At 63.0% G+C, this 14,934-nt stretch carries 13 protein-coding genes; 1 reads left to right on the top strand and 12 read right to left on the bottom strand.

Annotated features, from left to right (window positions below; all coding sequences use genetic code 11):
- Positions 1 to 21: 21 nt before the first annotated feature.
- Together FGD77_RS09635 and FGD77_RS09630 are read right to left on the bottom strand one after the other, a co-directional pair.
- Positions 22 to 2,976 (bottom strand): DNA translocase FtsK, encoded by a 2,955-nt coding sequence (locus tag FGD77_RS09635; RefSeq protein WP_255008950.1) that lies wholly within the window; start codon positions 2,974 to 2,976, stop codon positions 22 to 24.
- A 390-nt stretch (positions 2,977 to 3,366) separates the two neighbouring features.
- Positions 3,367 to 4,695: an amidase gene (locus FGD77_RS09630; RefSeq protein ID WP_255014169.1), complete on the bottom strand. Its 1,329-nt coding sequence runs from the start codon at positions 4,693 to 4,695 to the stop codon at positions 3,367 to 3,369.
- 55 nt (positions 4,696 to 4,750) lie between these two features.
- On the opposite strand from FGD77_RS09630, the gene FGD77_RS09625 reads away from it, so the two are divergent.
- A complete protein-coding gene (locus FGD77_RS09625) occupies positions 4,751 to 6,004 on the top strand; it encodes a UbiH/UbiF/VisC/COQ6 family ubiquinone biosynthesis hydroxylase (protein ID WP_255008942.1) in 1,254 nt (417 codons plus the stop codon).
- A gap of 6 nt (positions 6,005 to 6,010) precedes the next feature.
- Here the strand turns inward: FGD77_RS09625 and FGD77_RS09620 are convergent, their stop codons facing one another.
- The 10 genes from FGD77_RS09620 to FGD77_RS09575 all read right to left on the bottom strand — a co-directional run bounded on the left by FGD77_RS09620 (position 6,011) and on the right by FGD77_RS09575 (position 14,839).
- Positions 6,011 to 6,457, bottom strand: coding sequence for a molybdenum cofactor biosynthesis protein MoaE (locus tag FGD77_RS09620; RefSeq protein WP_255008939.1), 447 nt, complete (start codon positions 6,455 to 6,457; stop codon positions 6,011 to 6,013).
- Positions 6,458 to 6,461: 4 nt separating this feature from the next.
- On the bottom strand, positions 6,462 to 6,707 hold the full coding sequence (gene moaD, locus FGD77_RS09615; protein WP_255008937.1) for a molybdopterin converting factor subunit 1: 246 nt from the start codon (positions 6,705 to 6,707) through the stop codon (positions 6,462 to 6,464).
- The gene (gene pgsA / locus FGD77_RS09610) at positions 6,707 to 7,291 is read right to left on the bottom strand and encodes a CDP-diacylglycerol--glycerol-3-phosphate 3-phosphatidyltransferase (RefSeq protein WP_255008935.1); all 585 of its coding nucleotides are present in this window, start codon (positions 7,289 to 7,291) and stop codon (positions 6,707 to 6,709) included. Before pgsA ends, moaD begins: the two co-directional genes overlap by 1 nt.
- Positions 7,292 to 7,398: 107 nt before the next feature.
- Positions 7,399 to 9,270: an excinuclease ABC subunit UvrC gene (gene uvrC, locus FGD77_RS09605; protein WP_255008932.1), complete on the bottom strand. Its 1,872-nt coding sequence runs from the start codon at positions 9,268 to 9,270 to the stop codon at positions 7,399 to 7,401.
- 302 nt (positions 9,271 to 9,572) lie between these two features.
- Positions 9,573 to 10,352, bottom strand: coding sequence for an SDR family oxidoreductase (locus FGD77_RS09600; protein ID WP_255008930.1), 780 nt, complete (start codon positions 10,350 to 10,352; stop codon positions 9,573 to 9,575).
- A gap of 21 nt (positions 10,353 to 10,373) precedes the next feature.
- Positions 10,374 to 11,321, bottom strand: a complete 948-nt coding sequence (locus FGD77_RS09595) for a calcium/sodium antiporter (RefSeq protein WP_255008928.1) — start codon at positions 11,319 to 11,321, stop codon at positions 10,374 to 10,376.
- Positions 11,322 to 11,492: 171 nt separating this feature from the next.
- Entirely contained in the window at positions 11,493 to 12,305 is an 813-nt protein-coding gene (locus FGD77_RS09590; RefSeq protein ID WP_255008927.1) for a S49 family peptidase, read from the bottom strand.
- 97 nt (positions 12,306 to 12,402) lie between these two features.
- Positions 12,403 to 13,164, bottom strand: a complete 762-nt coding sequence (locus FGD77_RS09585; protein WP_255008926.1) for an ABC transporter permease — start codon at positions 13,162 to 13,164, stop codon at positions 12,403 to 12,405.
- Positions 13,161 to 14,090 (bottom strand): ABC transporter ATP-binding protein, encoded by a 930-nt coding sequence (locus tag FGD77_RS09580; protein ID WP_255008925.1) that lies wholly within the window; start codon positions 14,088 to 14,090, stop codon positions 13,161 to 13,163. The genes FGD77_RS09585 and FGD77_RS09580 overlap by 4 nt, the downstream gene beginning before the upstream one ends.
- Before the next feature lie 245 nt (positions 14,091 to 14,335).
- On the bottom strand, positions 14,336 to 14,839 hold the full coding sequence (locus tag FGD77_RS09575; protein ID WP_255008924.1) for a CoxG family protein: 504 nt from the start codon (positions 14,837 to 14,839) through the stop codon (positions 14,336 to 14,338).
- Between the last annotated feature and the right edge of the window lie 95 nt (positions 14,840 to 14,934).

Below are 14,934 nucleotides of genomic sequence, written 5' to 3'. Positions count from 1 at the left end.
TATTCAGAAACGCTGCCCGGCTTATCGTTCGGGGACCAGAATTTCGCGCTTGCCCACGTGGTTCGCGGCGGACACGACGCCCTCATCCTCCATCTGCTCGACCAGACGCGCGGCCTTGTTGTAGCCGATGGCCAGCTTGCGCTGGATGTAGGAGGTCGAACATTTGCGGTCGGTGATCGCGATCTGCACGGCCTGATCATATAGCGCATCTTCGCCTTCCGATCCGGTCGACAGGCCCAGCACCGCGTCGATATTGCTGGCCTTGTCCTCATCCGGGCCTTCCAGCACGCTGCCGACATATTCGGGCGGACCGTAAGCCTTGAGATCGTTCACCACCTCCTCGACTTCCTCATCTGAAACAAAGGGGCCGTGGCAGCGCGTGATCTTGGCACCGCCGGCCATGTACAGCATGTCGCCCATGCCCAGCAATTGCTCGGCGCCCATTTCGCCCAGAATCGTGCGGCTGTCGATCTTGGACGTCACCTGAAAGCTGATGCGCGTCGGGAAGTTCGCCTTGATCGTGCCGGTGATGACATCGACCGACGGGCGCTGCGTGGCCATGATGATATGAATACCCGAGGCGCGCGCCATCTGTGCAAGGCGCTGGATGCAAGCCTCGATCTCCTTGCCGGCGACCATCATCAGGTCGGCCATCTCGTCGACGATGACGACGATATAGGGCATCTTTTCGGGGGCAAACTGCTCGGTCTCGAACACCGGTTCGCCGGTGTCGTCGTCAAATCCGGTTTGCACGGTGCGGCTGAACATCTCGTTCTTGCTCAGGGCGTCTGCCACGCGGCCGTTATACCCGTCGATGTTGCGAACGCCCATCTTGGACATCTTGCGGTAGCGCTCTTCCATCTCGGCCACGGTCCATTTCAGGGCCACGACCGCCTTTTTGGGGTCTGTCACAACGGGGCTCAGCAGGTGGGGAATGCCGTCATAGACGCTGAGTTCCAGCATCTTGGGGTCGATCATGATCATCCGGCAGTCTTCGGGCGTCAGCTTGTACAGAAGGCTGAGAATCATGGTGTTGATCGCCACGGACTTGCCCGAGCCGGTCGTGCCCGCAATCAGAAGGTGGGGCATCTTGGCCAGGTTGACGACCATAGGATCGCCGCCGATATCCTTGCCCAGTGCCAGCGGCAGCTTGTGATTGCCGTCCCCGAAATCGCGGGTCGACAGGATCTCGCGCAAGCTGACCATTTCGCGGTTGTCATTGGGCAGCTCGATCCCGATCACGGTGCGGCCCGGCACGGTCGAGACGCGCGCCGACAGTGCCGACATGGACCGCGCGATATCGTCCGACAGCCCGATCACCCGGCTCGCCTTGAGACCCGGAGCCGGCTCCAGCTCGTACATGGTCACGACGGGGCCGGGGCGCACCGATACGATCTCGCCCTTGACGCCGTAATCGTCCAAGACGACCTCCAGCATGCGCGCGTTTTCCTCCAGCGCCTCGTCGCTCAGGTGGTAGCGGGTGATGGTGTCAGGACTGGACAGCAGGCTGAGGGGGGGCAGCTCGTACTGGGTGCTGCTGTTTTCCTCGAATTGCAATGCGGGCTGTGCCTCGGCGGCGGCGCGCACCGAGGGGGCGACAGCCTTGCGCTGCGTGTGCTGCACGACCTTCTTCGCCTCGGGCACGGGCGCGACGCGGGCGGCGGGCGGCGGCGGTGCCGTATCATCCAGAATGACGGCCTCATCCTCATCAAAGGACTCTGCGTCAAAAGCAGCTTCCGATTCAGGGTGCGGCGCGGGCGCCGACATGCGTGGGGCGGACGTGATTTCCAGCGCAGATGCGGCGGCGCGCGGCGCGCTCAGCGGCGGCTCGGGCGGAAGGGTCGCAGCAGGCGGGGCGGTCAGCGGCGGTTCGTCCGGCAGACGCGCAGCGCGCGCGGTGTCCAGCAACAGCGGTGCCGGTCCACGACGAACACCGCCCAGAGCGCCAGAGGTTACCGGCATGTTTGCGATTGGTCCCTTTCGCACGCGCGATTTGATGATATCGGCGATCTTTTCCTTGATGCGGTCCTCGCCCGGCATGGGACGGTCAGCCGCCGTCGCCTGCGTCTCGACCCACTCGGCTTCGGGCAGCGGTTCGGGCTTGCGCATCAGCGACGGCATCCGACCCAGCAGGCCGGTCGACGTTTTTTCCACAGCGCGCGCCGGGGTCTGCAGAACCGGCGCGTCGGCCTCGTCATATACCTTGGCATGGGCGCTGCGGCCCACACGCGGCTGAGCGAATTCCATGTCCGGCTCGCTCGCCTCGATCCGGCGGTCACTGCGCCGCGCCTGCGCATTGCGCGCGGCAATGGCGGCGCCCGATGCGCCGCGCGTGGCCAGCGCGACCAGCGTGGAATAGGCCATGATGCAGCCCAACAACGCCAGCTTGATACCGTGCACCATCTCGGAGCGTTCAAAACCCATGACGAAAGCGCCCAGTGTCAGCATGCCGATACCCAGCACCAGCGACAGCAGTTTCAGCCCGATCGACGCGCCGATCGGCAGCACACCCAAAATCGCGCCCAGAACCGTATCGCCAAAAATACCGCCCAGACCAAAGCTGTGGCTGGCATACCATTCGGCCCCCGGCGTCAGCGACGCAGCATATAGCGACAGGACGGCGATCCAGATCGGCGCAAAGATGAGGCGCGCCATCGCCCGCTCCTGCCCCTTGTGCAACACAAAGCGGATGCCCCATGCGGCCAGCACCGCCGCAATGCCCCAGCCGCCCCAGCCCACAACCATGAACAAGGTTGCAGCAATCGTCGCGCCGGTCTGGCCCAGCCAGTTCTGCACAGGCGTATCGACCGCAGACAGCCAGCTGGGATCTTCGGCGCTGTAGGACGCAAACATCATGGTGGCCAGCACAGCCAAACCCATAAGGGCCAGACCCAGCAATTCCTTGCCGCGTTTCTCGATGGCCTGCGCCATGTTGCTGTCCAGCAGAGGATCGCGCCCGCGTGTCTGATATGCCATTATTTCCCTCGTCCTTACCGTGCCCATCGGCAGCGCGATGCGCCCGCCTGCCGCGGCAGGACCACATATGCGGTCCCAATCCGGCTGATTGCTTCATATCCCTGAGGGGCCTGTGTTTCGATAGCAGAGCATCGCGCTGCGGCGCGTGATCGGTCGCTTGGACGCACCACACCAGACACCGCAAAAGTCGGAAACCGCTCGGATACCATCGAAATATTGCCTCAGGTCGGGATCGTTATCGCCCCGTATCCGCCAAAACTACCCTTTGCCCGCCGGTGCGTCCAGCAAAACCATTCCGACCAACCGGCGATTGTGGCATTTTTGGCAGACCGGCCAATATCATAGCCGCTCCCGGGCTTTTTCTTGGTAAAAATACCCAAGCCCGGCGTCTCAGCGCAGCGCCGCCTCCGCTGCCTTGGCGATACGCAGCAGTCGGTCCTCGCCCATCGCCTGCCCGCACAGCATGATACCGCAACTGGGTACGCCCGTTGGCAGGGTGATCGCGGCAAGACCCATCAGGTTGCCGACGCGGGTATTGCGCAGTGTCAGAAGGTTTTCGGTAACATAGTAGTCGCCATCCTCCAGCAGACGCTGCGCGTTGGGTGGCAGGTTGGGCGCCGTCGGCATCAACACCGCGTCATAGCCTGCCATGCGTTGCGCCCAAACCGCGCGCAGACTGTCCAGCCGCTGCCATGCCGCCACGAATTCGGGCGCGCTGAACGACTGTCCGCCGCGAAACCGGTCGCGGATCGGGCCGAACATCAGGTCCGGATCTGCCTCGATCACCTTGCCCCACGTGCCATATGCCTCGCCTGAGAACAGCACAGCCGCCAGGCTCATCGCCTCGTCCACCTCAGGGGCCGTTACAGGGGTGATCGTCGCGCCTGCCGCTTTCAATCGTTCGCTGGCCGCATCATAGGCGCGTGCCGGCGCCTCCCGCAGATCGTCCATTACTGCGCTTTGCAGCGCGGCAAAGCGCATGCCGCGCAGGGACGCCCCGCGCAGATCGGGCGCACGGCGCGCCTCCAGAACGGCCAGCAGCAGCGCGGCATCCTCGACGCTCCGGGCAAGCGGCCCGACTGTGTCGAATCGCGCGGCCAGCGGGACGGAGCCACCTACAGGCACCCGCCCGGCCGTTGTTTTCAGCCCCACCAGATCGTTCCAGGCCGCAGGTACCCGCACGGATCCGCCGGTATCGCTGCCGATGGACCCTGCCGCCAAACCATGCGCGATGCTGGCCGCCGACCCGCTGGACGATCCGCCGGCCACGGCATCTGCATCATTGATGCAGGGCGGCGTCGCTGTCATCGGGTTCAGGCCGAGGCCGGAAAATGCCAGCTCGCTCATATGCGTCTTGCCCAGGCACACCATGCCGGCGGCGGTCGCGCGGCGCAGCACTTCGGCGTCCCGGTCCGGCACGCGGCCCTGCAGCAGCCGACTTCCTACCTCGGTCGCAGTGCCGGCACTGTCGAACAGATCCTTCCAGCTGATCGGTACGCCGTCCAGCGGCCCGCGCCGCTGGCCCGCCTTGGCGCGGGCCGCTGCGGCAGCAGCCTCGGCGCGGGCACGGTCGCAAGTGACGGCCGAATAGATGCGCGGCCCAGCCGGGTGCGCGTCGATAGCGTCCAGATAGGTTTCAGTCAGAGACACCACATCAATCTCGCCCGCGGCAATACCGCGGCCCAGATCCGCCACGCCCATTTTCAGCCAGTCTTGCATCATCCGCCCTCGCCCATACGCTGCAATCACGCTGACACTAGCGGCGCGTTGGCGCATGGACAATCCGGCAATCCCCGCCATATTGAGCGGCATGAAACATGACAGCGATATCGTGATCGTCGGCGGCGGTCTGAATGGCCCCGCCCTGGCTCTGGCCCTGGCGCAATCGGGGCTGAGCGTGACCATCGTCGACGCCTTGCCCGAACCTGTGCGCAAAAACGCCGCCTTTGACGGGCGCGCCTACGCGCTGGCGCTGGCGTCGGTGCGCCTGCTGCGCGCCATCGGACTCTGGGACACCATTGCTGCCCAGACCCAGCCGATGCTGGAGATCAAGGTTAGCGACGGGCGCGCGGGCGACGGGCCGCTGTCGCCATTTCTCCTGCATTTCGAACACGCCGAGCTGGAGGAAGGCCCGATGGGCCATATGTGCGAGGACCGCGTCCTGCGCCCTGCCCTGCTGGACGCGATGAAGAAAACATCGGGAATCACGCAGATTTCCGGCGATGCCGTCACCACGCAAACGATAGAGGCGGGCGGCACCCAGCTGACGCTGGCCTCGGGCAAACTGCTGCGCACGCGGCTGATTGTCGGCGCGGATGGGCGCAATTCAGGCACGGGCGCGCGGGCCGGGATCCGGCGCACCGGCTGGGGCTATGGGCAGACGGCGCTGGTCTGCGCCATCGCGCATGACCGCCCGCATCATGGCATTGCGCATCAGTTTTTCATGCCGCCCGGCCCGCTGGCCATTCTGCCGCTGCCCGGGAATGTGTCGTCCATCGTCTGGAGCGAAAGCGACAAAACCGCCGCCGAATTCGCGGCGCTCAGCGACACCGATTTCCTGCATGTGCTGCGCCCCCGCTTTGGCGATTTTCTGGGCGAGATTTCCCTGACCGGCAAACGCTATACCTACCCGCTGGGCCTGACCGTCGCGAACAGCTTTGTCGCGCCGCGCGTGGCGTTGGTCGGGGACGCGGCGCATGGGATGCACCCGATTGCAGGCCAGGGCCTGAACGCCGGGCTGCGCGACGTCGCCGCACTGTGCCAAGTTCTGGGGGAGGCCCGCAGCCGGGGCGAGGATCTGGCGGCGCCGGATGTTCTGGAACGGTATCAGCGCTGGCGTCGTTTCGACGTTGCCGCGCTGGCAATGACGACAGATTTCAGCAATCGGTTGTTTTCGAACGATAACCCATTGCTGCGTGCGGTGCGGGATATCGGCATGGGTGCGATCAACGCAGCCCCTCCCCTGCGCCGCGCCCTGATGCGCGAGGCGGCGGGGCTGACCGGCGATCTGCCTGATCTGATGCGCTGAAAAGCGCTACTTGCGCCAGGTATCCAGCGCGTCCTCATCCTCGGTCCGGGCAGCAACCCAGCCCGTGGTGCCCTCGGTCGCCTCTTTTTTCCAGAACGGCGCACGGGATTTCAGATAATCCATCAAAAACATCGCCGCCTCAAACGCGTCCTTGCGATGGCGCGAGGCGGTAGCGACCATCATGATCATGTCGTCCGGTCCCAGCCGCCCGTGGCGGTGGATGATCAGGCTGCCCCCCAGATCCCAGCGCGTATGCGCATCTTCGGCGATACTGTGCAGGGCCTTTTCCGTCATGCCCGGGTAATGCTCGATCCGCATGTGATCCAACGTACCGTCCAGATCGCGCACGATACCGGCAAAGGTGACGACAGCCCCCATTCCCGTCTGGCGCGCGGCAAAATCATTCGCCTCGGCGCCGTAATCGAATGGCGCCTCCTGTACGCGGATATCCACCCGCTCAGCCACCGGTCATGGGCGGGAAAAACGCCACTTCGCGCACGCCTGCCAGAGACGTGTCAAAATCCGCCAGTTCCTGATCGACGGCCACGCGCAGGGCGCTTATATCGGCAAAGGCCGCGTCATACCGCGCCTCGCGCGCGCGCAATTCGCCGACCAGATCGCGCACCGTGGCGGCGCCCGTCTGAACCGTCTCGCGCGGCAGTCCGATCCGCTCGCGCACCCATGCGAAATAAAGAACGTCCATCAGCGATCATCCTTCAGATACGGCAGCGATTTCAGCAGGTAATCGATGCCCGATATCAGCGTGAGAACCGCCGCCAGCCACAACAGCCACAGCCCGGCATACCATGTGTAGTGCAGGCCGGCCAATTTCCAGCCAAGCCCCTCGAACACGCCCTGCGCAAACAGCGTGGCAATGGCGACCATCTGCGCGGTTGTCTTCCACTTGGCCAGCTTCGTCACCTTGAGCGTCCCGGCGGTGTCTCCCAGAAATTCGCGCAGTCCCGACACGAACACTTCGCGGAACAGGATCACGGTTGCGGGCAGAACCAGCCAAGGCGACATTGTCGAATATCCGACAATGACCATCAGCGCGATCACGACCATCGCCTTGTCGGCGATAGGATCCAGCATCGCGCCCAGCCGCGTTTCCTGCTTCCAGGATCGGGCGAGGTAGCCGTCGAACCAATCGGTGACCGCCGCCGAAACGAACAGGATCAATGCGAACCAGTCGGCATATGGGCGCGTGAAATACAAGAACATGACCGCCACGCCGGGCGCGGCCAGTAGGCGCAGTAACGTCAGGATATTCGGCACGGTCCATGTCATAGGCCCATGTCTACCCCGCAATGCGAGGCTGCGAAAGCCCCACAATACCGCGGCGACTGACGATTTCCCGTAGGAAAACAACCGCGAACGCATTCCCGTTGTGAATCTCAGCCCTTCTCATGAAAATAGTCGTAAACCTTCTGCGCCAACCCTTCGGAGACACCATCCACCGCCTTGAGGTCGGCCAGATTGGCGCGGCTGACGGCCTTGGCGCTGCCGAAATGCGCCAGCAATGCGCGCTTGCGCGCCGCGCCCACGCCCGGCACATCGTCCAGAGGGGTTGCGCTCACCGCCTTGGATCGCTTGGCCCGGTGGGTGCCGATGGCGAAACGGTGCGCCTCGTCCCGCAGGCGCTGAATGAAATACAGCACAGGATCGTTGCGCGGCAGGGCGATGGGGCGCTGGCCGGTGCGATGGAATTCCTCCTTGCCCAGATCACGGTCGATCCCCTTGGCGACGCCGACCATCGGGATCTCGCTCACGCCCATGGCGTTCATGATGCCGCGCACGGCGCTGACCTGCCCAGCCCCGCCATCGATCAGCAAGAGATCGGGCCAAGTGCCCTTGGTCCGGTCAGGGTCCTCCTTCAACAAACGTTTGAAGCGACGCTCCAGCACCTCTTTCATCATGCCGAAATCGTCGCCGGGGGTCAGGTCATCGCCGCGTATGTTAAACTTGCGGTATTGGTTTTTCATCATCCCCTCGGGGCCCGCGACGATCATCGCACCCACGGCATGCGCCCCCTGAATGTGGCTGTTGTCGTAGACCTCGATCCGCTGGGGCGCAGCGCCCAGATCAAAGGCATCCGCGACGCCGCGCAGCAGGCGGGCCTGTGTCGCGCTCTCGGCCATTTTGCGCGCCAGGCTTTCGCGCGCATTGCGCAAGGCGCTCTCGACCAGTTCGGCCTTTTCGCCGCGCTGCGGAACGATCAGCGTCACCTTGCGCCCCAGCTTGCCGGTCAGGGCCTCGGCCATCAGGTCGGGGTTCTCGATCTCGTTCGACAGGATCAGCTGACGGGGCGGCTCCTTGGTATCGTAGAACTGGCCGATGAACGCCTCCAGCACTTCGGGCACTTCGACGTCGACGCCGACGCGGGGGTAGAAATCACGGTTGCCCCAATTCTGCCCACCCCGGATAAAGAAAACCTGAACGCAGGCCTGCCCATTTTCCAGATGCAGGGCGATAATGTCGGCCTCGTCCACGCTGCGCGGGTTGATCCCTTGGGCGGTCTGCACCTGCGTCATCGCCTTGATCCGGTCGCGCAGGGCGGCGGCGCGCTCGAACTCCATCGCCTCGGATGCCTCGGCCATCTGGCCTGCCAGCTTCTCCTGTATCTCGGTGGATTTGCCGCTGAGATATCGCTCGGCGTCGCCGACCTGCGCCTTGTAGTCATCCTTCGAGATATAGCCCACGCAGGGCGCCGTGCAGCGCTTGATCTGATATTGCAGACAAGGACGCGTGCGCGCCTCGAAAACCGAATCCGTGCAGTTGCGCAGTTGAAACACCCGTTGTAGTTGCGCCAGCGTGCGATTGACCGCCCCGGCGCTGGCGAAGGGGCCGTAATAGGCGCCCTTCTCGCGTTTGGCGCCGCGATGCTTCTTGATCATCGGATAGTCGTGCGTCTTCGTCACGAGGATATTGGGAAAGGATTTGTCGTCGCGCAGCAGCACGTTGTATTTCGGCTTCAGCTGCTTGATCAGGTTTTGCTCCAGCAGCAGCGCTTCTGTCTCGGTCGCCGTGGTCAGAAACATCATCGACGCAGTCGCGTCAATCATCCGCATGATGCGGCCCGTATGCCCCGTGGGCCGCGCATAGCTGGACACCCGCGCCCTGAGATTGCGCGCCTTGCCGACATAGAGCACCCGCGCCTGCGCATCGAGCATGCGGTAAACACCGGGCGAGCCGTCCAGCGTGCGCAGGTAGGACTGGATCACCTTGTGACCGGTCGGAGCGGGTGTTTGCGGGGTTTGATCAGTCATGGGTCTATAGATATGATTCTGTTGGCTGGCTGCAATCTTGCCGCGGCCGAGACAAGGGGAATCCTGTCCCCGTTTTCTGTGGATAAGTCTGCGGGTAACTTTGCGCCATCTGCAATTTTCTCTTGTTCACAGCAGACTTCCCCGGTTTGCCTATTTTTTAGGCACATACACAACGGCCTGGAATCATTACATTATTTTTATGCCGCACTGCAATATATTGATATCATTGGAGTCTTTGTAACGGTTTCGTGAAAACCCCTCGCCCGGTGCAGAACTTTCGTCGGGCAGTGCAACTTAAAGGTCTACTCGACCCCCAGAACATCCGGAGTCTGCCAGCACAGATGTTGCCCGCCATCGACGCAGATCAACTGCCCGGTGACGGCGGGGGCGTTCAGAAGATACGCCAGCGCGCCGGTAATATCGCTCACATTCGCGCCCCGCTTCAGCACCGTGGCGGCGCGCTGTGCGGCAAAATGCGCCGCGCTCTGGCGGGTGGCGCGCAGGGTGGGGCCGGGACCAATGCCATTGACGCGCACGCGCGGCGCCAGCGCCTGCGCCGCTGTCTGAGTGAGTGCCCAGAGGCCCATCTTGGCCAGCGTGTATGTCATGAATTCGGGCGTCAGCTTCTGCACGCGCTGGTCGATCATGTTTATCACGAGGCCCTGCGCCAAAGGCTCGCCATGCGCGTCCTTCACCGGGTCCGGCACCTGCGCGGCCAATTCCTGCATCAGAACGAATGGCGCGCGCAGGTTCGATTCGAAATGATCATCCCAAGTGTTACGCGTGGCGCTTTGCAGCGTGTCGTACTCGAATATCGAGGCAGAATTGATCAGAACCGTCATCGGCCCGCCCAGCGCGGATGCGGCGGCCGGGATCAGCGGCGTCACCTCGGCCTCTTGCAGCAGATCGGCTCTCAGGGCCACAGCGTTGCGGCCCATCTTGCGAATTTCCGCAACGGCCGCTTTCGCGCCCTCGCCCGAGCTGTGGTAGTGGACGGCAACGTCATGCCCCTGCCGGGCCAGTTCCAGCGCCATCGCACGGCCCAGCCGATTGCCCGCACCTGTTACCAATGCCCGTCCCATGCGCGGCCTCCTGCTTGGGGGTCAGATCAATACGATGGTGACATAGGCCAGATACGCGGCGGTCAAGAGCACCCCCCAAACCCGGCCGATATCGGCCTTGAAGAACACGAACGGAACAAGGATCAGCGAGGCGGCCAGCATGACCCACAGATCGAACGTCAGAAATTCAGGATCGACCGGAATCGGCCCGACCAGGGATGCGACGCCGATAATCCCCAAAAGATTGAACATGTTGGATCCAATGACGTTGCCCAGCGCAACATCCGCCTGTTTGCGCAGCGCGGCCATGACGGTGGTCGCCAGTTCCGGCAGGGACGTGCCCAGCGCGACCAATGTCAGGCCGATCACGGCGTCGCTGACGCCAAATCGGATGGCGATGATCGACGCGTTGTCGATCAGGATATCCGCGCCCAGCGGCAACCCGACAAGGCCCAGCACCAAAAACAGAATGATCTGCCACCATGGCATGTTTGGGTCGGCGCCCTCGACCTCTTCTGCGGGGTTTGCGCGCTCGGCCCGGCGGTGATTGCGTGCATCCCGCGCCAGGATTGCCATGACGACCGCGAGCCCCGCCAGAAGGACCAGCCCCGACCAGAACGTAAAGATGCCAACGAACGCCAGAGCGACGAACAAAATGCTGGCGATCAGCATGAAAATATAGGTTTTACGCGTATCGCAGCTACTGGTGTGCAGGACCGACAGGATCGCCGGCATCCCCAGCACCAACAGCACGTTTGCCGTATTTGACCCCACCACATTGCCCAGCGCCAGCCCCGGCTTGTCCAGCAGGATCGCGTTGATCGAAACCAGCAACTCGGGCGCTGATGTGCCAAAAGCAACCACTGTCAGGCTGACGATCAGCGCAGGAATTCCGACGCGCAGGCTGAGGTTGACCGCCCCCTTGACCAGCGCATCGCCGGCCAGCAGCAGGATCACCAGGCCCAGCCCCGCAAGTAACCAGACGCTCATTTACCTATACCCTTCTGGCAGGAGCAGGGCCCTTTGCCGATCTTGAATTTTCCGCATCGCGGGCATTTCGCGGACGACAGACGCTTTTGCCCCGGAAACCGGAAGCGCCCGAACATTGCCAGCACGGCCATCGCGGCCAGAAAGAGAACGACGATCTTGACGATCACAGCGTCACAGCCCGAACCGCGCGTACTGCGCGCGGGCCTCGACGGCGGTCATCGCATCCTCGGCCATGGTGGCGCCAAAGCGTGACAGCAGACCCTTCTTGCGCCCATAGGTCAGCAGGCGGACATCCTTGCCGTACAGTTCTTGCAGCTTGGGCATCATATGCGCCTCGCCATCGACCAGCCCCAGCTTGACCGCGCGGCGGCCCAGCCAGAATTCACCGGTGAACAGCGCCGGATTGTCGGCCAACGCCGCGCCGCGCCGTTCCTTGACATAGGCGATGAAACCGCTGTGCATGTCCTCAAGGATATGTTTCAGCCGCTCGACATCCTCTTCCTTCTGCGGCAGGAACGGGTCCAGCGTCGATTTGGACTTGCCCGAGGTATGAACCCGCCGCTCGATCCCCTGCCGGGCAAGGAAAACAGGCAGGCCGAAGCCAGACGAAATCACACCGATGGACCCGACGATCGAGCCGAAATCGACCCAGATGTCATCTGCCGACGCAGCCAGCCAATAACCGCCCGATGCGGCCACATCCTCGACAAAGGCGTGAACCGCGACGCCCTTTTCATCCGCCAGCCGACGGATACGCGACGCGATCAGCGACGATTGCACAGGCGAGCCACCGGGCGAGTTGATCAGCAGCGCGACGGCCTTGGGCTTGCCCCTCTTGAACGCCTTTTCGAGGATCGGCGCGAGCGCCTCGTCGTTCAGGGCCATGCGGCCAGTGCCGATGGTGCCGCTCAGACGCACGACCGCGACGCGCGGGGTGCTCTTGGTGAACGGCAGGCGGGATTTGAGCGTGGACCATTTTATCATGTTTGCGATGTATAATCCAAAGGCCTGCGAAACAAGGCGGCAGTACACGGGCGCTGCGCCTTAGTGCAAAAATATCGGGGCCTGCGGCGCCCAAAGCTCATGATTTGATCCGGTATCCGGTCTTGAAGATCCACCAGACGACCCCCATGCAGATGCCGGTGAATGCCGCAATGGCCAGAAGCGACCAGCCGACGCCGACATCGGCGGTGCCGAAGAATGACCAGCGAAACCCCGACACGAGGTACACGACCGGGTTGAACAGCGCCACGGTCTGCCAGTTTTCGGGTAGCATCGAAATGGAATAGAACGCGCCGCCAAGGAAGATCAGCGGCGTGATGACCAAGAGCGGGATCAGTTGCAACTGCTGAAAGTTCTCCGCCCAGATTCCGATGATGAATCCGAACAGGCTAAAGCTGATGCAGGTCAGCAACAGGAACGCCAGCATCGCCCATGGGTGCATGATCTGGATGTCCACGAAAAACCCGGCCGTCACCAAAATCACAATCCCGATCAGCAGAGATTTCGTCGCCGCTGCCCCGACATAGCCCAGAACAATTTCCAGAAAGTTGACTGGCGCCGACAGCAGTTCGAATATCGTTCCGATGAATTTCGGGAAGTAGATTCCGAAGGACGCGTTGCTGATCGCCTGCGTCATCACGCTGAGCATGATGAGACCGGGCACGATGAACGCGCCATAGCTGATGCCCTCGACCTGGTCGATGCGGCTGCCGATGGCGGCGCCGAACACCACGAAATAGAGCGAGGTCGAGATGACAGGTGACAGCAGGCTTTCCATCAAGGTGCGGAAAAATCTTTTCATCTCGTACAGATAGATTGCCCATATCGCTGGCAGGTTCATGCCTCGCCCTCCTTGATCAGCCCGACGAAAATCTCTTCGAGGCTGCTTTGCTTGGTGTGGATGTCGCGTAGCGCCAGCCCCTCGGCGGCCAGCGATTGCAACAGGCGCGTGATGCCCGTCCGCTCGCCGCCTGTGTCATACGTGTAGTTGAGGGATGCGCCGTCGCCCGACAGCGTCACGTCATACTGCGCCAGCGCCTTTGGCACTGTCTCCAGCGGCTCCATCAGGTCGATGCGCAGGGTTTTCTGCCCCATGCGCGCCATCAGATCGGCCTTGGGTTCAACCAATAGGATCTGGCCCTTGTTGATGACGGCGATGCGGTCGGCAATCGCCTCGGCCTCTTCGATGTAATGCGTGGTCAGGATGATGGTCACGCCGGATTTGCGCAGATCTTCGACGATTTGCCACATATCGCGGCGTAGCTCGACATCGACACCGGCGGTCGGTTCGTCCAGGAACAGAACGCGCGGTTCGTGGCACAGCGCCTTGGCGATCAGGACGCGGCGCTTCATCCCGCCCGACAATTCGCGGATGCGCGATGCGCGTTTGTCCCACAGGCTGAGCTGGCGCAGGATCTTTTCGATCAGCGCGTCGTCGCGGGTCTTGCCGAACAGGCCGCGCGAAAAGCGCACCGTGTTGATGACCTTCTCGAACGGCTCCAGCGCAATTTCCTGCGGCACAAGCCCGATCATCGCGCGCGCCTTGCGATAGCCTGTGACCACGTCATGCCCGCCCACCGTCGCGCGCCCGCTGGAGGGCGTGACGATACCGCACAGCGCCGAGATCAGCGTCGTCTTGCCCGCGCCGTTGGGGCCGAGCAGTGCGATGATCTCGCCCTCTTCGATCTTAAGCGACACGTCCTTGAGCGCGACGTGCCCACCGTCATAGACCTTGCCCATATTCTGCACGTCAACGATCGCCGCCATTCCGTGACCTCCTGCCATCCTGATTGCGCGGAACCTAACGTAATCGGCCGCCATGGCAATCGGAATGGGCGCGCCGCCCTTGCGGGGCCATCCGGCGCGGCTATGCTGCGCCGGGCAAAGAGGTATCCAGAATGGGCGATCCAATCATCATCGTCGGTGCAGGGGGGGGGACCAGTTGGGCGCGCGCGAACGGACCGAAGAAGAGGTGGCCATGTCTCGACCGATGGCGCGTATGGCGGCCCAGCTTAGCTGATAAGCTTTTTCAGCCAGCCCTTTTTCTCGGCTTCGGGGGCCTCATCCGCCTCTTTCGGCCCTTCGATCACCTCTTCGAGCCGGGTAAAGAACTGGTCGGCCATCTTCTTGGCAAAACCATCCACGATACGGCTGCCCAATTGTGCCAGCTTGCCGCCCACCTTGGCCTGGACATCGTAGCTGAGCCGGGTGATGCCATCCGCCTCGTCCAGCCGCACATTGGCGGCGCCCTTGGCAAAGCCTGCCGCGCCGCCCTTGCCCTCGCCGGTGAGGGTCAGCGCGGCGCCCTCGACCACGTTCGAAACGGTGACGGTCCCGCGGAACGTTGCCTTGACCGGGCCGACCTTTTGGGTGACGACCGCCTCGAACCCGTCCTCGGGGGTGCCTGTCACCTCGGAGGCGCCGGGCACACATTCCTTCAGTACCTCAGGATTGAGGAGTGCGGCCCAGACGATGGCCTTGTCTGCCGAAATCTCGCGCGTATCGCTCATCTGCATGAGGCGTCCTCCCTAAATCGTTTCAGGGCAGGTTAGCGCAAGGCTTGCGCTGCGCAAAGAGTGCAAAATGAGGTTCGGGCTATGAGCGCGGCCTG

It is taken from the genome of Roseovarius sp. M141 (genome assembly GCF_024355225.1).
In the GTDB taxonomy this organism is placed as follows: Bacteria; Pseudomonadota; Alphaproteobacteria; order Rhodobacterales; family Rhodobacteraceae; genus Roseovarius.
Note: the sequence above shows the minus strand (reverse complement) of the source record. Positions and strands in the feature narration are given on the sequence as shown.